This is a genomic window from Rhizobium sp. 862_C5_N1_2, assembly GCF_051811205.1.
Lineage (GTDB): Bacteria > Pseudomonadota > Alphaproteobacteria > Rhizobiales > Rhizobiaceae > Rhizobium > Rhizobium leguminosarum.
Genome location: NZ_JBPWPT010000001.1, coordinates 102,884 through 122,441 on the forward strand (window position 1 = coordinate 102,884; position 19,558 = coordinate 122,441).

The window sequence follows — 19,558 nt, forward strand, 5'->3', positions numbered from 1 at the left end:
TGATAACATGAAGGATGTGGGAAGAGTTTGGCCTGTCCCCTGCTAAATGCGCTCCAAGCGCTCCATGCGAAGCTAAACCAATTCTTCGACGTCGGCGAATACGTCCTCGGCTCCATATGACGCCTTGAGTTCTAAGCCAACGAACCGCCGGACCGCGGTTCGCGGGTCGCGCCGGACGCCTCGCGACGTCATGGCTCGCGAAAACGACATCTGGGTGCCGGCAGACGCTCCCATTTTCTCGCAGTAGTCGGCATAGGACTCGAAGGCATCGCTCACTTTGACCTTTGCGTTCGGCCGTTCGATGCAGCATTCCTCCAACCAGAGCCCCATGAGATCCGTTTCTTTTCGATACTCTGCGGTTACCGCCGTAACAGCTAGCGGCGCGTTGAGACCTGATTGGCGCCATTTCTGCACACCTTCGAGGATCCAGTTGAACACGCCGGCAAGCTCCTGCTGAATGATTTTGCGATCCAAATCAGCAATTCGTTCAGCGGCAAGAATCCGTTCGGTGAAGGGGATGGCGAGAATCCGGCGCCAAAAGCCATCACCGGCATCAAGCACGCCGGGGAGATGGTTCGTGCGAATCCAAATCTTGGCAGTCGGCATGAAATCGAATGCTTCGCGATAAAGGAGACGCGCGGACATTTTTTCGCGCGATGCGAGCTCCTTCAGTCGCTGAGAATCCCAGATATCACCGACGGCAGTCTCGTTGACGAGCGCCATCCGAAGGCCCGGCATGCGCGCAACCATGCGCGCCGCTTCATTGTCGTTCTTACCCTTTGTGATGAGCGCTGATCCGAAGGATGCGGCATAATCGCCGAAGGCTGCCGATACCACATTTGCGAAGACCGATTTCCCGTTGGCTCCGTTACCGAAGAGCGTAAACACGACCTCTTCATCAACGCGGCCGGTCGCGGTGTATCCGACTGCGCGCTGAACGAATGCGCGAAGCTCCGGATCGGGCATGGTCCGCTTTAGGAATGCGGTCCACTTCGGGGCTCGGGCCGCCGAATCGTAAATCGTACCGCCACGCTTCGAGAGGAAGAGCTCGGGTGCACAGTCGACCACGCTGCCTGCAATCAGATCGATGACATGACTCCGCGTGCAGAAGAGGTCGTTGTGACGGTTGAAGTCGGCGGGGCTATTAACGAACATGCCCGGCTCGGAGGCGCCGGCCTCAGCGAACCGCCGGATAAGCGGCAGCGTTGAGTGAACTCTCCTCGCGTCATTGAAAAGCTTTTCCGCTCGCCCATTATCGGGATCGGAACGAAAGTCGTCGAGTCGCCCCTGCAAGACCTCTCGTGAAACTGCCTTACAGAGATCGTCAAGTGCCGGCGCCGGCAAACGATCCCAGGCAGGTTCATTATAGCCCATCCATTCTGCGGTTGCAGCGACGTAGAGGACTTTGTCGCGGTATCTTGCAGCAAAACGCTTACCATTCCAGGCGTCCCCGTGCGGAGCGAGTTCGTCAGCATCGCTCTTGCTCATCCATCCACAGCGCCTCGCGTGGAAGATCAAGGTGCCGACGGTAGCACCACCTGGTTTGTCCGTGAGCGATGACCATGCCTTCTCAAAAGCAGCGGAGTCGTGGACACCGTCAGTCCAACTGGCCGACCAAGCTTCTGCGACGCCCATGCCCTCAGCCGATCCGCCAGTCGCTGCTTTGATTGCACCCAACATCGCAATCCAAGCAGATCGGTCAGCGAAATGATGATCGTTTGGAATGATGTCGACCATTGCGCGAACGTCCTCGATCGGCAGAGCCTTGTATCTGAACTCTCTGAAGTCGGGCTCCGGTCGTTCGCTGTCCTCGATCGGCCAAACATGAGCCAGTGTGCCCGGAATAAAGACAGCGTCGCAGTCGGCGCCCGGACGGTGGCGCGGATCGAAAAACAGCCGTGCGGGGTCGGTTGCGGCACGGTCGATCGTCAGCCCGAGCTCGTCGGCGAGGTTTGTCAGGCCTTCTTTGTAAGCCTTGGCCGCCGAGCGGGCGTCCTGATAATTCGAGCGCACCCAGGGCTTGGAGAAAAGCTGGACGCGGTACTTTTCGCATGGCGCATGACGAATCTTGAAGAAGCGATCGCCCTTGCGCGGAAAGACCTTCTTCTTCCCGTCAACTTCCACAAAGGTGGCGCCCGCTGCCACGTGGTCGCGATAACCGTGGGCAATGAGATAATCGGGAGCATCACTGCCAGTATTCCGCTCGCACCACCGGTTCCAAGTTGTGACCGAGACGTAGACCCCCTCGGTCAAATGAGAATGGGTGGAAGTAACCAACGCGGCATAGCCCGAGCACTCGATCGCCGCGACGATGTCATCAAGTCGATCACCACGATCACAGTCGAGGACGGCAAGCTCCGATTGTTCGGCTTTCGCGTTGGCACGGTGCCCGTCGGCAAAGGTCGCAGGGCACCAGCAACTGCCCTCTTTGTTACCTTCCTTGTGGAAAAGCGCCTCCAGAATGTAGTCTTTCGTCAAGATTTCCTTCGGCGCAAAATTCTTAGATGTGTGGCCATCCGCCACCGAGAAACGCAATCGTTCAGGAAGAGGCGCAATGAAAGAATCACCAATATTTTCAAATACATATTGAATCGAATCGGCGTATATTCTAGTCATTACATCTCTCCTCTGCTAAATTTGCTCGCCGGCGAACTGGTCGGCGAGCATTTTTTTACTGTGATCGGCCAGGGCGAGCGCAGCTAGGAAATGAGATCGGGTGCGCTACGCAGGAACTCAGCGTCAGGGCTATCAGACCGCACGGCGTATCCTCGTTCGATACACTCGGCGGCGAAGTCGTCATCCGCATCGAACTCCGACCCGCGAGTGATCGTGGTCGTGGTTAGATCGTATTTCGGGTTACCTGCAGCGTCGGTTTCGGCTGAAATCTGGGGTTTGGCTGGGCGGCTAAAGGTCAGTACGGCAAGCATTTTGGGCATCGTATTCTCCTGATGTGGCTACCGGCCGACGCGATAGACGGTTCCTGGGATTTCGAGGAAGAGGTTGTCCTTAAAGGCAAAGTACCGATCAAATCCGTGCGGCGTCGGGACCCGAACGCCGAGGGTTGCGCCGGGATGTGCCTCGAGCATTTCGGCAACTTTTTTGAGATCACGCGTCGCAAGGGCCCAACCGGATCTGCCCGCACCGGCATAGCTCGTGACCGGTTCATAGTGGTTGCCGGACGGCTCGACCGGCCACACCAGTGCGCCGTGCTCGATAGCAATGGCGGCTGCGTCAAGGCGGGCCAGGTTGGAAGGAAGCGTGAGTGCGAAAATGTCACCCTGTTTCATCAGATTCTCCTTTGGATATAGCGAGAGAGGATTTAGGACGAGCGGCCAGACCGCGTTGGTCTGATCAGGATGCAGTGCTGATCGTGGAGTGAGCCGTATCCACCCGACCCTGTTGATCGACCCACTCGCGCAGGTCGGCCAATCGATAACGGCATGCTCGGCCGATCCGCACGACTGGCGGAGTGCCGGGCGTGCGGTGGAAACGCCACTTTTCAAGGGTGGAGGCGCTGAGCCCCAGGATCTGAGCAGCCTCCCGTGTTTCGACGAGTAGCGGCGCAGGTGCGTTTGTGAGCAGTTTGCTCAGCGCCTTCTGAAGGTCGTCTTTGATAGAACTGGCATTGGAATTCATGTGAACCTCCATCGTTGGATGAAGGTATCTTCCGCCACAGTCAGGTCAGGTACTAGCGACCTGCCGGCACGTTGATCTTTTTCGCGGCAGGCTCATTTTTTTGGAACTTCGCCAACCATCCTTTAACGTGCTTTTCAACAGCCTCGACGCCATACGCCTCCCCTTTAGGGTTCAAAGGGAACTCTTCGATATTGAGTAGAGAATTAGCGATCTTCCGCGGGCAAGGAACGTCTGATTTGGTTTTAAAGTGCCATTCTCTTGGAAAGCCCGCGTTACCTGCTTTCTCAAGACTGCGGTTGACTGCCTCGACCATTTTCGCATGAAGTTTCTCCCAGCGGGCTTTTCCACCCAACCTGGAAACATCGCTGATGCTTTTGGCCACTTCAGATGCAGATACATCGCGATCAAGGACGGGAGGCGGATTGCTACCGATTGGGTTCTTGGTGCCTTTGTGAAGAAGCCGGGTGCATTTCGGATCCTTTGCTGCAATGCTGTACCAGGGCGGAATGATTTTCGATGCAACACAAATCTTGATTATGTCCGAAGGAGCCATTGCGGCCACATCTCCCAGGCTTTCTAGCCGTTCCCGAATTAAGGTTGTCGCTTCTTCAATTTCCGTAGCGAGGTCATGCCATTCGTAAGGCAACCGAGGAGCATCGCGGCCCGGCAACAGCCGTAGACGAACCTCGCCGTTTGGAAATATGGCTTCCGAGATCCGTGTCTCTGGATCGACACCAGAGAGCACATGACAAGCTTCGATCAAACTCCAATACGGTCGTGCTAGCCAATGCCTAAGCAACTCGAGCTTATGTTTCGCTCTTTTTTCTGCACGTTCTTCGGCGGACTGATCGTGGTCGGTTGGGTCCTCAAATATATCCGACATTGTTTAATCTTTCGGGACATGAGGTTTCGATTGAACGCTAAGCTTCTTTGCGGAACGGCACGACGTTGGCATTGCCATCAAACGAAAGCGCGATCGATCCGGCAATGATGTTGGCAGCTTGGCGGAGCGGATCGGTGGCAAGATGTGCATATCGCGCCGTGGTCTTTGGATCAGCGTGACCCAGGAGACCGCCGATCAACGGCAGGCCAAGTCCGCCACCGGCGCCAAACGAGGCAAAGGAATGGCGCAGATCGTGAACCCGAAGTCCCGCCAGACCGGCTCGCTGAGTAACCAGGCGCCATGGTTTCTTCAGGTCAGCGCGTGGCTTTTCGTCGGGCTGGCCAGCACTCTCGGATGCGATCACATAGCGGCCGATGCGCGGCAGGCCAGAAAGAATTTCGAACGCTGCATCGGACAGAACGACGGCTTTCTTGCCAGTTTTTGAATCGGGCAGAAGCAGCAGACGTCGGTCCCGATCAAAATGCGACCATTCCAAGTGTAGGACTTCGCGCAGCCGCATACCTGTAAAGATAAGGAGCCGTAGCGCCGCGGCGACATGCACCGGGATCATCGTACGACGCAACTTCGGGATGTGTTTTGCATTGGGCTTCGTCTCATCGACATCCCATTCGATGCCGCTGGTCTCGGCCTCGTGAACAGCGGCGCCGAGGTGCGCAAGTTCCTCGCGTGACAGGAAACGCTCGCGGCCAAATTCTTCGAACTTTTCGATGCGCGCGGCAGGGTTGCGATGCTCTTCTGGGACGAACCCGGTGTCGACGGCCCAATTGAAAATCGACGACAAAATCCTGAGCGCCTGGTTGGCAACGTACTTGCCGCCCCGTTGCGTTGTTTTCGATGCCCGTTTCTTTGCGGTCGCATTGCGGGGATGCTTCTCTTTTTCGGCAATGTCGCTGTGCAGGCGGGCAATGTCTTGGCGCGTGAGCGCAACAGCACGCTTAGTGCCAATGCGGGGATAGATGTGCGTCTCAAGGACCTGCCGGTAGTGCGCCGCCGTGCTGGCTTTCCTTTTTGCAGTAATGTGCCGTTTAAACCAAGCTTCGGCTATGTCTTTAACCGATTCCCCCGCGCGCTCTTCAGCCCGCTCGGCGGCCGGGTCTGCGCCGAGGCGCACACGGGCCAGCACGTCTTTTGCTGCTGAACGCGCAGCCTCAGGCGTCATCGTCTCGTCGGCAGGACCAAGGGTGAGCCTACGCTTGACGGCGCCGCGCCCACCAGCCCCGGCGCGGTATTCGCAAATCCATGACGCTTTGCCCGTTGGAAATACGCGCAGTCCAAATCCAGCCAAGTCGCTATCCCAGTAGGTAACAACTTTTCTGTCGGGGACGATTGCGGCGATGGTTCTTCGGGCAAGTTTGATGGTCGGCATTTGTTCTCTCCTCGATCGCAATAGCGCCTCGAGTCGCCACCGAGTCACCACCGTGTGTTCAAATGGGAAGATACACCGTGAAATTCAATAATGGAATATGCAAAAGAAATCAGTTGTTTAATGCAAGGCCATGCAAGAGCAGGACACTCGGTGAAAGGCCAAAAATGAAGCTACGAATCTGGGGGTCAGGAGTTCGAATCTCTTCGGGTGCGCCATTCTTTATAGCGATTGTGGGTGGCAAATAAGGGCCAGTATGAGGCGCTCGCAGTGACTATGCTCATTGCCTCCATGGACCACAGTCCTCAAGAAATACCCAATCATCGTGACGTTTGGCACACTTCCGCTCTTCTGGTGTCTGTCAGCGCCGAACAGTGGGGTTGGGGCGAGACGCTTGGACCGTTGCTAAATCCACAAAGAAAGAAATTGCGGAAATGGGCGGCAAGGCGCGCCGATCGTTACCGAAGCGAGTTTCGTCGGCAGTTTCCCATGGTGTTGGCGGGTAGCAGCGTCTTCGCCCTTGGGCTAAGCGTTCAGGGCGGAACAATAATTGATTCCTTGCCCGAGTTGATTGCCCAAATGGGTCTCGATCAGAACCTACGTGTTTCGGGACAACAAGTGACGATCGTCGGCCTAGCGTCCGGCCCGAACTTTACCATCTCTACCGTTCAAGCCGCATCCGTCATTTATCTCATGCACTTTGCACGCGTTGATTCGCGATGAGCTGCGCGACGGTGAAGGAGCCCAATTCGTATCATGTGATTGGCAAATCAGTCCGGACAATTTCCCTCTTGGAGTTGATGGACCGATGGCCGCCTTGTTCTCCATTGCGGCAAACAGTGCTGCGAACCTGCGTCTAGTGAGTGGCAATCTCAGAGTATTGACCCATTATCTTCATGGCGATCCGGGGGTCGATGTCTGCGACAACTTAGCGGGAATGTTAAAGGATGATCTAGCACGCGGATCGTGCACCCTTGAATGCTTTGAACGCCCTACAATGGGCGGCATGTACTGGGAAATTCATTCTGCCGATAACGTATAGAAGCAGGACGCAGCAATGACACTGCGTGCCGCTGATAGCGCTAAGGCTGCGCGTATCATAGTGCGCCAGCAATAAAGATGTGGTTGCAGTTTCATCCTCTCCGGTGGGCACTGGCGGCATTACGTGCCCGAGCTGGGTAAAAGCTTTTTAAATTCCGTCTCTGTGAAATCTCAATTCGACAACGAGACGAGAGGTGCCCGGCCAGGCCTTGCTTGTGCGATATAAGACGATGAACAGCGCCGACGCTGCGGTCATCGCTCGCTGGAAGCCGCCGCGTCGCGCTTCCTTCGTGGAGGCACCAAGCCGAACAATAAACCAGGCATGTGGCCTCATTCCTTGATCGGGATTCCGGCTTCGATCGCCGCTTCGATGAACGCCTGCCGCGCCTCTTCCCGGTTTCGTTTGCCCGACATCACATCCGCGCAAACCGCACAAGCCCTATCCAAGGCGGGACCCTCTTCGGTCGGCCAGTCCTCAACCAGCGCCCATGTTGCGGCCTGGGTCGTCTGGATCACCACCCACTGATCCGGGCCCTCAAGGGCGAGCGTCACCGGTTTCTTCCAAATGGTCTGCATGATCTCAGGATCTCCGCTGCGTGCTCTCTGTAGGCTGCTCACATAGCGCGGTTGATCCAGCGTGGCGAGGTGAAGGGATGAACGAGATGCTTTTCTTAATCAGTGAATTGCTGGGATATGCTTTTCGAAAGGGGTTTCGTGCCGCCGTTTTACGCGCTTATGCGGAGCCTCCTAGAATTCCTGCACGAATTCACACGCCAGCAAGGTTTTGCCTGGCAGGGCGTCGCCTTGGCGGGCAACGATGGAGACCTTTCCGGGGCCGGCCATTCCGGGTTCCGGCTGCAGATCTGCCGGCAGCTCGCGCGAATAGCCCTTGGTGGCTGTGCCGAGCAGATCGGAGGTCTCCGGCTTCAAACCGTATTTCAAGGCCAGATCGTCAGCGCGCTCGCCCTCGATCAAGACGCCAACAGCGTTGCTTGCAAAGAAAATCTCGGTCGACTTAAAGCCGTCGCGGTCTATCTGGTTCGGGAGTTTGTAGATCGCCGCGCCCAAGGATGACGTGTCCGGCTTGGCCAGAGCTTCCACGACATCATAGATCTTCATTGCCGATGTCATCGTATAGGGTGGCTTACAAAGGGCTGCGTCAAAGAATTTGTCATTGGCCGAATCGGCAAGAACCGGTCCGGCCTGAAATGCCGCAAAAGCGACGCACGCAGAGAAGGCGGCGTAACGAATGAATTGAGCGTTGTGCATGGAATATTCCTGAGAATGCTGTAGCGGGTTGGTAGTCGTGCAATGCATCCGGATGCTTAGGGGATTCGAAGCAATTGTGCTACCTTAAGTTTACCTCTCGACATTTTCGAAAGGGCTGCCAAATGTTTAGCGGAAGGTGGCGGTGGAGACGGAAATTTAAATGACGTCACTCACCCAGGCGCAAATCGCCAAATTTCAGGGCATCGCAGGCAATGCTCCATCGATTTCACCAAGCGATCCAAAGTCTCTTCTCAAGGCCACGGCTAGCCTGCTGGATGAAGACGATCTGCAGAGCATCGCGCGTGCTGACTACGGCAACGACACCCATGAACATCTCACCCAACTCGTTGACATCGTCCGGCTGTGCGAATTGCCCTCGCCATTGAAATGGCATCCCCGTGAGGTTCTGGAACTGACCCGGTGGTCTGAACCCGAACAACAGGATCCCGGCATGGCGGCGAGACTATCGAGGCAGTGCGCGTTCGCGTGCACGGTTCTCCTCGTCTCCTATGGCGATCCGCGCAACGCGGGTGCTTCTTATGGCAGCAACCAGACACTCATAAGCTTGGTCGGCAGCCTGGAAGCGCTCGGGTTGGACGTCGAGGATGAGGTTCTGTCGCTGTTATCCTGGCTTATTCCGCGCCTGCCCGAACATGAAGCGGGAGAAATCCCCTTCTTCGGACTGGCCATGCTGTGGTTCGCGCTCGGCAGCAGGCGCCAATGGAACGACGCAGCACTTCTCGGTCTCTGCGAGTGGATCATGGTCACCGAGGAGGCAGCCAGGCGCCGCAAATCCATCGTCTTGGGCGCAAGCGGATCGTGGCTGGTTTCGGGAACTGGCTATGACACCCATATCGACCGGTGGCAGAAATTGGGGCGAAAGCTGGTGGGTCGGCTCGACATGCGTGACGGCCCGGACGTCAGAGAGGCAGTTCTACTGATCGGAGCGATGCTGACATGACTGCGTCCAATGAGGAGATGGCCCAACAATTGTACAAACAGAAGCGTTATAAAGAAGCCCTCCCTCTTCTGGAGGAGGCCGCAAATGCCGGATCTGCCTGGGCTCATGGAGTGCTTGGTTGGATGTATTGGTATGGCCACGCTGTTCGAAAGGATAGAGATCGATCGCTTCACCACTACCAGCTGGCCTATGACGGCGGAGACGAGTCCGCTGCAAATCCTCTTGGGCTCAGCCATTTCGACGCGGGACGCGCCCAACTCGCGCTGGAATGGTTCCGGAAAGATCGCCATTACCCTATATCGTCGCTCTATTGGCAATACAGGACGATCGAGGCGCATCCCCATTTGGCGCGATATGCCGACGAAGCCGACGAGATTCTGTTGGAAGCAGCCGATAGCGGCCACCTGTTCGCGAAACGCGATGTGGCGTTTCGAATGATGAAAGGGCACAAGCGCTTCGGGACACGACTCCAGGGTTTGTTTCTATGGTTGGGTGTCTATCCCGATCTGTTCCGTCTGGCCCGTGCCGATTCATATGATGAACGGCTTCGCTAAAGCATGTCGCGCAAAACTGTGCAGCGGTTTAGCGACCGTGACATGCGCAAAACCAAAGACAGAGATTGTCGCGGCGCCTTTTGCAGGGAGGAGAGCCAATGATCGCAGCCTATATCGATGAAATCATCATGTTTTGTGCCGGCCTGTGGATGGCGTCCGTCGGCTTTGGATATCTGCCGTTTCCCGGCAATCCGGCCAACCGGCCGCCGGTGGTTCGCCACTTCAAGTGGATGGGTCCCTTGCTGCTCGCCATCGCCATCGTTCTGGCCGCCGCCTCCTAGAGGCGCGTGCTCACGCTGGGGTGAAGCAATGACCAATATGGTGGCCTGCACCGCGTGCGGATTGGACAAAACAGAATCGATCGTCCACCGCGGTTCCTACATTCTTCGCTGCGCCGCCTGCGGCGAAACAATAGTCGCCACATCATTCATGGCGATGCTCGACTCGGATCACCAGTGTTCGGCCTTTATCGATCCGGGTCCCGGAAAACACCCATCGCCAGAGATGCTCGTCGCGCGTGGACCGCTCCGGCAGATCGCAACGGCAATCAGCGCTGCGGCGAGTGACGGAACGCTGATACGTCTGATCCCTGAAGCGAAGGATTGAAGCCCGGCGTCGTTCACCCTTTTTATTTTGCGGTCGGCGACCGACCCCGCTGCTGAGATGAAGGGGCAGCTCACCAGGGCGCGGCCGATGATGCCGCTCGGAACGCGGACGACACAGGTGGCGCCCTCATGGGCGTAACCGGACGAGAATCCTGGCCCCGGGAACCCTCAACTGTTCCGCCATCGCTTCCAAATCTTTCCTGTCCGTTCCCGCCAGCACGATGCGACCATCCACGATCGGCTCCCTCATCCAGGGTTCCATGACGACCTTGTCGTTGATCAGCATCTGCGTTTGCCGCCCCAATACCGCCTGCGTGAAATCGCGGAATTTGGCAGCACTTTCCGGGGTGAGCACGATATTCAGGCCATGATCGTAGGAGGGCGACAGGCTTACCTCCGCACTCTTCACCTCAAGCGAGACAGGCGCGATCGCCTTGGCCGCGTCATTGTCTGCAGCAACGGTCGTATCTTGCGATGCCGTTGGTGGGGCAGGCGGTGTCGAAAACTCATCCAGGATGCCCGGCCCGGCCTTGGCTGATGGCAGCGGCTCGATATGCAAATCGGGCGTCTGCAAGTCTTTTGCCGTCAGCACAGCGGGAAGCTGCAAGCTGGCCGGCATATCCTCGCGTTGGATGTGGGTGTACGTGCGCAAGGTCGTCCCTCCTGCCTCAACGGTTACGATCTCCGACGCTTCGTGCGTCGAACCATCGTCCAGGGACACCACGAGCTCGACGCTGCGGCTCTTGCTGGCGCGTTTGACGGAAGCCAGCTGATCGGCGGTCAGGTTCTTTGCCCGCTCGGCAAAACCGTTCATCAGCTTTGCGATCGCCGGCTGCTGCGACTGGCTGAATGCTGCGGCATCAGCTTCCTCCGACAGCGAAAGTGTTGCCGTGTGTGCGGTTGCGTCGGTCGATTCCAGGGTCCAGGTCGACGTCACCGGGACATTGACGCCGCCATAATCTTCGTCTCGCGAGGTCGCCGAAGCCCGACCAATCTCCATGGTCTCCGCCTGATAGGATTGCCCTGTGGCAAGCAGTTGCGCCTCCGGCACCAAGGCGACCACAATTTGAAGAGGGTTTGCCTCGATCTTGGCGATGATGTCATAGAGCCCGCTTTCCCGCGCGGCAGGGATACCGCCGAGTCCATTGGCCGCCATCGCCCGCATATGCGCCACGATCTGATCGACACCGGAGAGATCGCGCGGGTTGCCGTTCAGGTCGGTTTCGAGTTCGAGCGCAGTGGTGCCATAGGCCGTGAGGGAATTCCGATAAAGCGGGTTCATCTGATAGCTATCGGCAAGACCCGCAATGCCTTCCGGCAAGTCGGCACTGAGGGACCAGCGGACCCGCATGCCGTCTTCATCCCGAGACAGGACCGTCATGCGCTGGCGAAACGCGCCGCGCATCGTCATGGCCGAGGCGCCTGGCTTGTCGAACCAGAACGACATATCGGTCTCGGTCGCTTTTTGAACGCGGTAGCTGCGCTCGACACCCATCGCCGGTGCGTAGCCCGGGATCTCGATGCCGCCGGCAGACCACGCCGGATGGGAGAGTGTGAGGCACAGGCAAAACCAGGCAAATCTCTTCCAGTGCGGTGATGTCATGCGTGCAGGGCCTCTGAACATTGAGGGTTGTGGGGCGCCGTCCGGCTGCCGGCCCGCGAGCATATTTGCATATGAAGAGGATGGGTAGTGCCGTTGCCGCAATAATCGTTTTGCGCGAAACTGCTTCAGGTTTTCAAGATTGAGATCAGGAGATCAAGGCTCAGCTTCTTCGGCTATAGGGTCTCTCTCAACCCCCTTCGGATTCTCTTTTCCACGACGCGCCGTTGCAAATGATATAGGAGCATTCGTCCTTATTGCCCTCATCCCATCCCGGCCAGCAGATCACGACGCGATGGAATTTGGCGTTGCAAAGCCCGTGGTTTGCCAGCGCACGCGGATCATTCAAGAAATAGGGGCTTATGGCTTTGTCGCGGGTCCATTCAGGCACCGCCTTCCAATCAGCGGCGCCACCCTCATCGCTCAAGGGGGCGACCTGGCAAGACTTCCAGTTGGACAGCACGATGGTCTGATCGCAGGGAAAGGCTTGGACAGCGCTTGCCAGTAAGATCGAAAGCAATGCCGACAATCGCCGGATGCAAACGACCACGCTCTTCTCCCCCATACCGCTTATTCGCATCGTGCTTCTACCCCCGAGATTCATTGCAGGGATCCTAGCAGAAGGGACTGGATAATAGAAGATCATAACTAAGAATATTTTCCTAGTTCATGGATCGTTCTTGCGCTAGGTTTGCCGCCATTGCAACCATGGACTGTCAGATGTTGAGCAAATTTTTTCTCAGAGATGAGATGATGGTGTGGACGAGCTTTGGCCGTCACGCGCTGCATGAACGGAGTTCCCGCAACAGGCTCCGGAGGGCGGGCGGATACCGATCGACAACACGGGCGAGGGGCTGATGGCGGAATTCAACCCTCGCGACAAAAGTCGAACCAGTCAGGGAAAGACGCGGGCGATGGTGCGCAAGCATATCGCTCCGCCGAGCCGGACGGATGACGGTAGCCTTCGCTGGCAATGGTTCACCATTCAGTTGCTGGAATCTGCGGCCTTCACGACATTGAGTGCGAATGCCTGCCGCGCCTTCTTCCGCATCGTCATCGAGCACGCGTCGCACGCCGCCTTGGAAAACGGCAAGCTTGTCGTGACCCATCCTCAGTTCGTGTCTTACGGCGTGACCGGCGAATATGTGGCCGATGCAATCGATGAGCTCGAATATAAGGGGCTGATAAAAGTTCGCCGCGGCCGGGCGGGCAGCGGTGTCGCCCATCCCAACCGGTTCACGCTGACTTTTGTCGGTGACCATGAAGGTGCACCACCCACCGACGAGTGGAAGCGATGCACGACGGAAAGGTGCCGGAAATGGTCCGAGACCGACCGCAAGATTGCCGCCGACAAACGCGGGCGCGTCGGCAGGAAGAAAAAAATCCCACTTCGGAATCCCGAAATTCCCCCGCTTCGGGATTCCGAAATCCGCCGCGCTTCGTGAGGTATCGACAGCGAGAAACGTTGAATGATTTCAATGTCGCAACCAATTTCGGGATTCCGAAGTGCTATATAGATCTTGGTGGGGAGTTACTGACGAAGACACTTTGCCACGATCAGGAACTCCGTCTCCCGACCCCCGATCTTCCCAGCCGAAGTCGTGCGAAGCAGAAGGCCGAAAGCTTCATAGAGCCAATAAAGCGGGGGAATTCGGTCCTTGAGCGCGTGCACCTGCGTCGACACATACTCGCCGACGAAGACGACATCCATGCCGAGCTCCTTCAATGTTCCTGCAATCTCCGAATGGGATGCCTCCGCGGCGTGCTCGACGCGGAAGGGGGCATAGCCCGGTTTTCCGGCGTTTTTCTGCCCGAGCACGTAGCGATAGAACAAGACGTGGGTCCACCAGGGTGTCAGATCGGTGAAGATCCCCTTGGCTGAGTTCAGGATCGGACCCTTGACGAACACCAGACCACCGGGAGACAGGGTGTCATGGGCTCTCAACAAGGCAGAGCGCGGGCTTTCCAAATGCTCGAGAACGTCCCAGAAGACGCAGGCGTCGAAGCGGCGATCTCCATAGTCGATGGTTTGAGCATCGCCGAGGATCCGCTCAGCGGCGTCCTTGTTCTTCTCCAGCTGCTCCTTGGAGATATCGACAACGGTATATCTCGCTCCTTGCAAGGGGATATGCGTGCGAGAGCCACCTCCAACCTCAAGGATATTTGTGTCGGTCTTGCTGGAAAACGCTGATTGTGCGTGCGACAGCGCGTCGTTTACCCACGGCGAAGCCATAATCTTTCCCTCCTGAAAGATTAGCGTTTACGACTATAAGTAAGCATTAATATAATATTTTAGCAATATTTTAAACATATCTAGTTGAGTGGCGCCGTCTGGTCGGAATTGGCAGGCAACTCGTCAGCCTAGTTTCGCGCAACCTTCCTGATGTATCCGCAGGTCTGATGATCTTTGAGGCGCTTCAGCCGGAGGAATGCATGACGGTGGGAATTATTCGGGCTCTGGCTGCCCTGGCGATGATGACGGGCCTTGCCGGCTGCATCGACCACGCCAATGATCCCGTACTCCTGGCGGTCGGCGTGCCGGTCAATCCGCCTGCTGTTGCGCACGGCCTGTGCATGACTGACGGCAACGCCATGTATGACGAGGCGAGGAAGCAGTATCAGCTGCGCGCCCAGCTGACCGGATATGCCGGGGCCGATGAGCTGGAGGCCGAAACGACGGCGCGCGCCGCCGCCCATCGGCAATATGTCGCCTGCCTCTCCGGCCAGGGCTACCGGACATTATACGCGAATTGAGAACAGAGAATTCAGCTTTCCTCACCAGCGCCGTTTGAGCCCTCTTCCTGATCGCGACTTTTCACGTTTTTCGGCGATTTAGTCACGCCGGATCGCCTGCAATCACGAGTTTTGGAACTGCATGTGAGCCGCGGAACTCCACACCTGGGAAAGGCATTCTCTCGAGATAAATCCAGTAAGGAGGGTTTATCATGAAGATGCTCAGGCTCACCCCTTCCACCGCCGCACTCGGCGCCCTTCTCGCCCTCGCGTCGATTGTCCCCGCGCGAGCCGCACCCGCCCAGACGGGTTCCCCGCCAACTGTCTCGGACGTGAAAATGGTGCAATATAAACCACATGCCGGGTCCTGGCATGGCTATCAGGGCTTCCGCACCGAGCGCCCCGGCACCCGGCGCCATTCCGATGGCTACTGGTATCCACTTGCCGCTTTCGGCGTCGAGGCCGGCACCACGGGCTCCATCGTCCGCCCGCCGGTGAACAGGCCGGCAGCTCCGGAAATGTGCAACCCTACGTTTTCTGGATCGATCGGCCCCGGTAGCATGCCCTGTGACAACGGCTATTGAGCCGGCAAATGAAAGAGGCGGCGATGAGCCGCCTTTTTCTCGATCGGGCCGCCGCTCACATGTCCGTGACCCCCGCTTTGGCACCGTAGTATGTGACAGATCGCCTTCCTAACTCCGGGGCGTAAATTCCACGAATCCTCCCAAGGAGACGATCATGACCACGACTTTCAAGCACGGCCTGATGGCCGCTGCCTTCGGCGCAATCCTCGGCCTCTCGGCCTTCTCGGCCACGGCAGCTCCCCTCCAGTCGAGCGCGACGGAGCAGGGTGCAGCCACGCGTCCGGTTGCCCAGCAAGAAACCACGGTGCAGCACGACAGGCGCACGACCGGTTCGATCGGCGAGCGCGCCTCGGAAACCACGGGCTCGACACATTATATGATGAACCCGAAGAAGCCGCTCAACATGGATTGCAAGCTCGGCTTCAACCCGACGAGCAGCTCCAGCTGCAATTACTGACGAGACGCTCGGCCGTTCGCCATCGCGAGCGGCCGTTCTTCCAGAACGTCATAGGCTTGCAGATCGACTTTCATCCTGTCCCTCCAGGTCTCCAGAAATGCCAGGGTCTCGCCTCTCTCAAGATGGGCCGTCAATGATTCCCGATCCTGCCAGCGCTGAGCGACCAGAAAGCGTCCGGTCGGCCCGTCCTCCAGGACAATGCCGTAAAAGAGGCATCCCTCTTCAGTTCTCGTGCCGAGGCTGATCGCCTCAACGTCGGTGACGAAATCATGAAGGTCGGACGGATCAAGGTGGATGTAGCCCATGAGGATAAGCATGCTTGTTACGCCCCCTTCTTCAATGGCATGACCGTGAGCACGATCTTGCCTTGGATGTGGCCTTTGGCGGCGCGTTCGTGCGCCTTGCGAGCCTCGGCGAGCGGGTAGGTGCTGTCTATGACGACGCGGATCGTCCCGTCATCGAGCAAGCGGCCGACGTCCGTCAGCTGGGCCCCGCTCGACCGGACCTGGGTTGCCGAGACCGTGACGCCCAGCTTCTCGGCATCCTCGGCACCGGCAAAGCCCAAGGGGTACACCGGGAACAATGCGCCGCCGCGCTTCAGCGTGCGCAGGAAGCGACCTGATGTCGGCCCGCCAAGCGCGTCGATGACAAGGTCAATGTCATGCGCGACGTTCTCGGGTGGCGTTCTGGTGTAATCGATGAATGCGTTGGCGCCGAGTTCGAGCAAGAGGGGCTCATGTTTGCCCGATGCCACGGCGATGACATCAGCACCTCTCAGTTTGGCGATCTGCACCGCGAAATGCCCGACGCCGCCCGCGGCCCCGTTGACGAGCACGGTCTTGCCCTTGAGCGGTACCGGCTGATGCATGTTGGGCTGAAGCGGATTGGGCTCGTTGTGCCCCAGTTCGATCATGAACTGCCACGCGGTGAGCAGCGACATCGGCGCGCCGGCGGCATGCACGTGATCGATGCCGGCAGGCTTGAGGGCAAGATCCGACGCCGGCACGCTGACATACTCGGCATAGGCCCTGCTTTCCCCGACACTGAAGAATCGAACCATGGAGTAGACCTCGTCGCCGACGGAGAAACCCACGACATCGTCGGCGACCGCCTCGACGACACCTGACACATCCGTGCCCAGAATTATCGGGAACGGCACCTGCGGCCGCCATTCCGGCGGAAGCGCCCTATAGCCATCGCGCAGGTACCAGTCGGGAGGATTGATGCCGATAGCGTGCACGCGAACAAGGACCTCTCCCGGCTTCGGCTCAGGCTTCGGCGCGTCCTCGTAGCGCAGCACCTCGGGGCCGCCAAAGGCATGAATCCGGATCGCTTTCATTGTTTCACCCGACATCGCTTTTCTCCATCAGGACAGATGTGCTATTGAATTCGGAGCGCTGCCCCGGTTTATTCGGAGCGCCGCCCCGTTTAAGCGGAGCACTGCCCCGCTTGTCAAGAGGTATGATGAGAGCCGACGCGAAAAAGAACTACGATCACATCCTCGCCGTTGCCCGCGAACTGCTGACGGGAGGAGGTGCCGATGCCTCGCTGCGCGACATTGCCCGCAAAGCGGGGGTGGGGGATGGGACGCTGTACCGCCACTTTCCGACGCGGGAGGCGCTGCTGGAGGCGCTTCTCCGCAACGGCTTCGACGCGCTGAAGGAAAGGGCGCACGCACTCGAAACGTCGAACGAGCCCGATGCCGCTCTGGTGATCTGGCTGCGGGAGGTCGTCGCTATGGCGCATCATTATAGTGGTGCCATTGCCGCGATGGTCGCCGCGATCGCCGACGAAGGCTCCGCGCTTCATGCCTCCTGCGTCACCATGAAAGCAGCCGGGACGCGCCTGCTTGTCCGCGCCCAGGCCGAAGGCGTGGCGCGATCCAACATGGACGGGACGGATCTGTTTGCAATGGTCGGAGCATTGGCATGGATCGGCGACCAGCCTTCGCTCGCCCCACGCGCGGATCATCTGTTCGACATCATCTCGAGCGCGATCCTGACGGGCAAAGTGCGATGACCAGCCTGAAATCCGTTCGATCTCGGCGACCGACAGGCGACGGGATGATCGGTGGCTGCAACGATGGCAGTCATCCTCTCGCATTTGCGGCACAAATGTTGCGTCGAATGCAAAAATGCAATAAGTACAGAATCGTGCAAACTGGTGACAGTGGGTGTTGCGAAAAGCCGCAGCGAAGAGCGATTGACGCGTCTGCCTTGGAATTGCCATGCTCGCCGCGATGGTCGCATTTCATAATCAATCGAATTTCAGACAGGTGGGATAGTCATGACTGCAAAGGCCGCATGCTCCGATTTCCTGCATTTTTTCCGCTCCTGGATCAGCAACCCGCTTCGGGTCGCGGCCATCGCGCCGTCGGGGGATTCGCTTGCCAGGATCATGACCAGTGAAATTGCCGCACTCGACGGTCCGATCATCGAACTCGGCCCGGGAACCGGCGTCTTCACCCGTGCGCTGTTGGCGCGCGGCGTCAGTGAGGCGGATCTGACCCTGATCGAGTATGGCCCGGAGTTCATCAATTCGCTGCAGGCGCGGTTCCCGACGGCGCGCGTGTTACAAATGGATGCCGCCCATCTCTCCCATGCCGATATTTTCGAAGGCGAACCGGTCGGCGCAGTTGTCAGCGGCCTGCCGCTTTTGTCCATGTCGCCGCGCAAGATCACCTCGATCATGGCTGGCGCCTTCGCCTATATGCGGCCGGGCGGGGCGGTTTATCAGTTTACCTATGGTCCGCGCTGCCCGGTGTCGCGGCCGATCCTCGACCGTCTCGGCTTGAAGGCGGTGCGCATCGGCGGCACGGTGCGCAACCTGCCGCCGGCCTCCGTCTACCGGATTTCGCGCCGCAAGCCGCTGGAATTGTCGAGCGAGCGCATCAGCTATCGCCAGAGCGACACCGAAATCGACGACGTCGCCGCCTTTTCCAACGAAACCGGCGGCTGAACGATGATGCCGGGCCGGAATGGCTGAGAACAAGCGGACGGAGACCACGGAAGGCAGGCGGGAACGCAAGCGTCGGCAGACGCGCGAGCGCATCGAAAACGCTGCGATGACCCTGTTTCTCCAGCGCGGCTTCGACGCCACGACCATCGAGGACATCACCGAAGCGGCCGATGTCTCCAAGCGTAGTTTCTTCGATTATTTCCCCTCCAAGGAAGAGGTGGTTTTCGCCTGGCAGGATAGCTTTGCCGATCGGCTGATGGCGGCAATCGCCGCGAGGCCTGCAGATGAATCTTCCGTCGAGGCGGTCGAGGCGGCAATCACCGCAACCGTCATCGCCTCCGTCGACGAGCGCGGCCTGGCGCTTGGCGAACTCATCCGTTGCACGCCGGCGCTGAAAGCCCGCGACCAGCTGAAATACGCCAAGCTCGAACAGAAGCTCGCCGAGGCGCTGCTGCTGCGCAGAGGAAATGATCCAGAGCAGCGGTCGCGCATGCGCCTCCTTGCGGCGATCGTCATCGGTGCGCTGCGCGTCGGTGGCGAACTCTGGCAGCAACGCCCGCCGGGCGCCTCGCCGCAGGATTTCGCCCGGGAGATCTTCGCCGACCTCTGGAAGATGCTGGCGGAGTTCGGCGACCAGGCGAAGACCAGGCTTTGACGTACGTCGCCTGAGGATCAGCGTGCACGCCCGCGCACCAGTGGCCGGTAATGTTTTCATCGCCGTCACTGTTATCCCCGCGGTGCCATCCTATATCTGCAAGCGTCGCAGCGACCACATTCTCATTTATCATCTCGATGGGCGGGTCATCACCATGCCAGCATCACTTTCGATCAGGGCAGGCATTCGCGTCCGAAGACGTCTCCAAAAGCCCAGGCATCTCCGACCATTCCACCGA

25 protein-coding genes are annotated in these 19,558 nt (G+C 58.4%); 12 read left to right on the top strand and 13 right to left on the bottom strand.

Translation table 11 applies throughout. The annotated features are described in order from the left end of the window. Positions 1-72: 72 nt before the first annotated feature. From ACD590_RS00505 to ACD590_RS00530, 6 genes are all read right to left on the bottom strand, one after another. Positions 73-2,616, bottom strand: a complete 2,544-nt coding sequence (locus ACD590_RS00505; RefSeq protein WP_439001936.1) for a phage/plasmid primase, P4 family — start codon at positions 2,614-2,616, stop codon at positions 73-75. Positions 2,617-2,699: 83 nt separating this feature from the next. Then, on the bottom strand, positions 2,700-2,936 hold the full coding sequence (locus ACD590_RS00510; RefSeq protein ID WP_439001937.1) for a hypothetical protein: 237 nt from the start codon (positions 2,934-2,936) through the stop codon (positions 2,700-2,702). Positions 2,937-2,954: 18 nt separating this feature from the next. After that, on the bottom strand, positions 2,955-3,287 hold the full coding sequence (locus ACD590_RS00515; RefSeq protein ID WP_439001938.1) for a hypothetical protein: 333 nt from the start codon (positions 3,285-3,287) through the stop codon (positions 2,955-2,957). A 64-nt stretch (positions 3,288-3,351) separates the two neighbouring features. Continuing rightward, complete coding sequence (locus ACD590_RS00520; RefSeq protein WP_439001939.1) at positions 3,352-3,636, bottom strand: helix-turn-helix transcriptional regulator; 285 nt, start codon at positions 3,634-3,636, stop codon at positions 3,352-3,354. Positions 3,637-3,688: 52 nt separating this feature from the next. Next, complete coding sequence (locus ACD590_RS00525) at positions 3,689-4,519, bottom strand: hypothetical protein (protein ID WP_439001940.1); 831 nt, start codon at positions 4,517-4,519, stop codon at positions 3,689-3,691. 37 nt (positions 4,520-4,556) lie between these two features. Further along, the gene (locus ACD590_RS00530; protein WP_439001941.1) at positions 4,557-5,906 is read right to left on the bottom strand and encodes a tyrosine-type recombinase/integrase; all 1,350 of its coding nucleotides are present in this window, start codon (positions 5,904-5,906) and stop codon (positions 4,557-4,559) included. Between the two features lie 267 nt (positions 5,907-6,173). On the opposite strand from ACD590_RS00530, the gene ACD590_RS00535 reads away from it, so the two are divergent. Beyond that, entirely contained in the window at positions 6,174-6,626 is a 453-nt protein-coding gene (locus ACD590_RS00535) for a hypothetical protein (RefSeq protein WP_439001942.1), read from the top strand. Positions 6,627-7,274: 648 nt separating this feature from the next. Here the strand turns inward: ACD590_RS00535 and ACD590_RS00540 are convergent. Together ACD590_RS00540 and ACD590_RS00545 are read right to left on the bottom strand one after the other, a co-directional pair. Beyond that, a complete protein-coding gene (locus ACD590_RS00540) occupies positions 7,275-7,520 on the bottom strand; it encodes a DUF982 domain-containing protein (RefSeq protein WP_003588894.1) in 246 nt (81 codons plus the stop codon). A 171-nt stretch (positions 7,521-7,691) separates the two neighbouring features. Beyond that, entirely contained in the window at positions 7,692-8,213 is a 522-nt protein-coding gene (locus tag ACD590_RS00545) for a hypothetical protein (RefSeq protein WP_018244558.1), read from the bottom strand. A 160-nt stretch (positions 8,214-8,373) separates the two neighbouring features. On the opposite strand from ACD590_RS00545, the gene ACD590_RS00550 reads away from it, so the two are divergent. From ACD590_RS00550 to ACD590_RS00565, 4 genes are all read left to right on the top strand, one after another. Further along, the gene (locus ACD590_RS00550; RefSeq protein WP_439001943.1) at positions 8,374-9,174 is read left to right on the top strand and encodes a hypothetical protein; all 801 of its coding nucleotides are present in this window, start codon (positions 8,374-8,376) and stop codon (positions 9,172-9,174) included. Continuing rightward, complete coding sequence (locus ACD590_RS00555) at positions 9,171-9,728, top strand: sel1 repeat family protein (RefSeq protein ID WP_018244560.1); 558 nt, start codon at positions 9,171-9,173, stop codon at positions 9,726-9,728. Before ACD590_RS00550 ends, ACD590_RS00555 begins: the two co-directional genes overlap by 4 nt. Positions 9,729-9,826: 98 nt before the next feature. Beyond that, positions 9,827-10,009 (top strand): hypothetical protein, encoded by a 183-nt coding sequence (locus tag ACD590_RS00560; protein ID WP_018447731.1) that lies wholly within the window; start codon positions 9,827-9,829, stop codon positions 10,007-10,009. Positions 10,010-10,037: 28 nt separating this feature from the next. Next, positions 10,038-10,334 carry a hypothetical protein gene (locus ACD590_RS00565; RefSeq protein WP_439001944.1) on the top strand — a complete coding sequence of 99 codons (297 nt, stop codon included), beginning with the start codon at positions 10,038-10,040 and terminating at the stop codon, positions 10,332-10,334. Between the two features lie 126 nt (positions 10,335-10,460). On the opposite strand, the gene ACD590_RS00570 is transcribed toward ACD590_RS00565, so the two are convergent. Continuing rightward, positions 10,461-11,936: a hypothetical protein gene (locus ACD590_RS00570; protein WP_439001945.1), complete on the bottom strand. Its 1,476-nt coding sequence runs from the start codon at positions 11,934-11,936 to the stop codon at positions 10,461-10,463. A 187-nt stretch (positions 11,937-12,123) separates the two neighbouring features. Further along, on the bottom strand, positions 12,124-12,579 hold the full coding sequence (locus ACD590_RS00575) for a hypothetical protein (RefSeq protein WP_439001946.1): 456 nt from the start codon (positions 12,577-12,579) through the stop codon (positions 12,124-12,126). Positions 12,580-12,790: 211 nt separating this feature from the next. On the opposite strand from ACD590_RS00575, the gene ACD590_RS00580 reads away from it, so the two are divergent. Then, positions 12,791-13,378: a hypothetical protein gene (locus tag ACD590_RS00580; protein ID WP_439001947.1), complete on the top strand. Its 588-nt coding sequence runs from the start codon at positions 12,791-12,793 to the stop codon at positions 13,376-13,378. 86 nt (positions 13,379-13,464) lie between these two features. Here ACD590_RS00580 and ACD590_RS00585 read toward each other — a convergent pair whose 3' ends face one another. Next, on the bottom strand, positions 13,465-14,166 hold the full coding sequence (locus ACD590_RS00585; protein ID WP_439001948.1) for a class I SAM-dependent methyltransferase: 702 nt from the start codon (positions 14,164-14,166) through the stop codon (positions 13,465-13,467). A gap of 200 nt (positions 14,167-14,366) precedes the next feature. Here ACD590_RS00585 and ACD590_RS00590 point away from each other — a divergent pair, with 200 nt between their 5' ends. The 3 genes from ACD590_RS00590 (at position 14,367) to ACD590_RS00600 (ending at position 15,707) form a co-directional block, all read left to right on the top strand. Beyond that, entirely contained in the window at positions 14,367-14,687 is a 321-nt protein-coding gene (locus tag ACD590_RS00590) for a hypothetical protein (RefSeq protein WP_026188598.1), read from the top strand. Between the two features lie 191 nt (positions 14,688-14,878). Continuing rightward, entirely contained in the window at positions 14,879-15,250 is a 372-nt protein-coding gene (locus tag ACD590_RS00595) for a cell surface protein (RefSeq protein WP_065275879.1), read from the top strand. Between the two features lie 154 nt (positions 15,251-15,404). Then, the gene (locus tag ACD590_RS00600; protein ID WP_047617188.1) at positions 15,405-15,707 is read left to right on the top strand and encodes a hypothetical protein; all 303 of its coding nucleotides are present in this window, start codon (positions 15,405-15,407) and stop codon (positions 15,705-15,707) included. On the opposite strand, the gene ACD590_RS00605 is transcribed toward ACD590_RS00600, so the two are convergent. Both ACD590_RS00605 and ACD590_RS00610 read right to left on the bottom strand, forming a co-directional pair. Then, positions 15,701-16,024 carry a putative quinol monooxygenase gene (locus tag ACD590_RS00605; RefSeq protein ID WP_018447724.1) on the bottom strand — a complete coding sequence of 108 codons (324 nt, stop codon included), beginning with the start codon at positions 16,022-16,024 and terminating at the stop codon, positions 15,701-15,703. The genes ACD590_RS00600 and ACD590_RS00605 overlap by 7 nt on opposite strands. A gap of 5 nt (positions 16,025-16,029) precedes the next feature. Next, entirely contained in the window at positions 16,030-17,061 is a 1,032-nt protein-coding gene (locus ACD590_RS00610) for an NADP-dependent oxidoreductase (RefSeq protein ID WP_439001949.1), read from the bottom strand. A 107-nt stretch (positions 17,062-17,168) separates the two neighbouring features. On the opposite strand from ACD590_RS00610, the gene ACD590_RS00615 reads away from it, so the two are divergent. The 3 genes from ACD590_RS00615 to ACD590_RS00625 all read left to right on the top strand — a co-directional run bounded on the left by ACD590_RS00615 (position 17,169) and on the right by ACD590_RS00625 (position 19,320). After that, entirely contained in the window at positions 17,169-17,726 is a 558-nt protein-coding gene (locus tag ACD590_RS00615; RefSeq protein ID WP_439001950.1) for a TetR/AcrR family transcriptional regulator, read from the top strand. A 267-nt stretch (positions 17,727-17,993) separates the two neighbouring features. Continuing rightward, on the top strand, positions 17,994-18,665 hold the full coding sequence (locus ACD590_RS00620; RefSeq protein WP_018447721.1) for a class I SAM-dependent methyltransferase: 672 nt from the start codon (positions 17,994-17,996) through the stop codon (positions 18,663-18,665). A gap of 19 nt (positions 18,666-18,684) precedes the next feature. Next, positions 18,685-19,320 carry a TetR family transcriptional regulator gene (locus tag ACD590_RS00625; RefSeq protein WP_065275876.1) on the top strand — a complete coding sequence of 212 codons (636 nt, stop codon included), beginning with the start codon at positions 18,685-18,687 and terminating at the stop codon, positions 19,318-19,320. Positions 19,321-19,558: the final 238 nt, after the last annotated feature.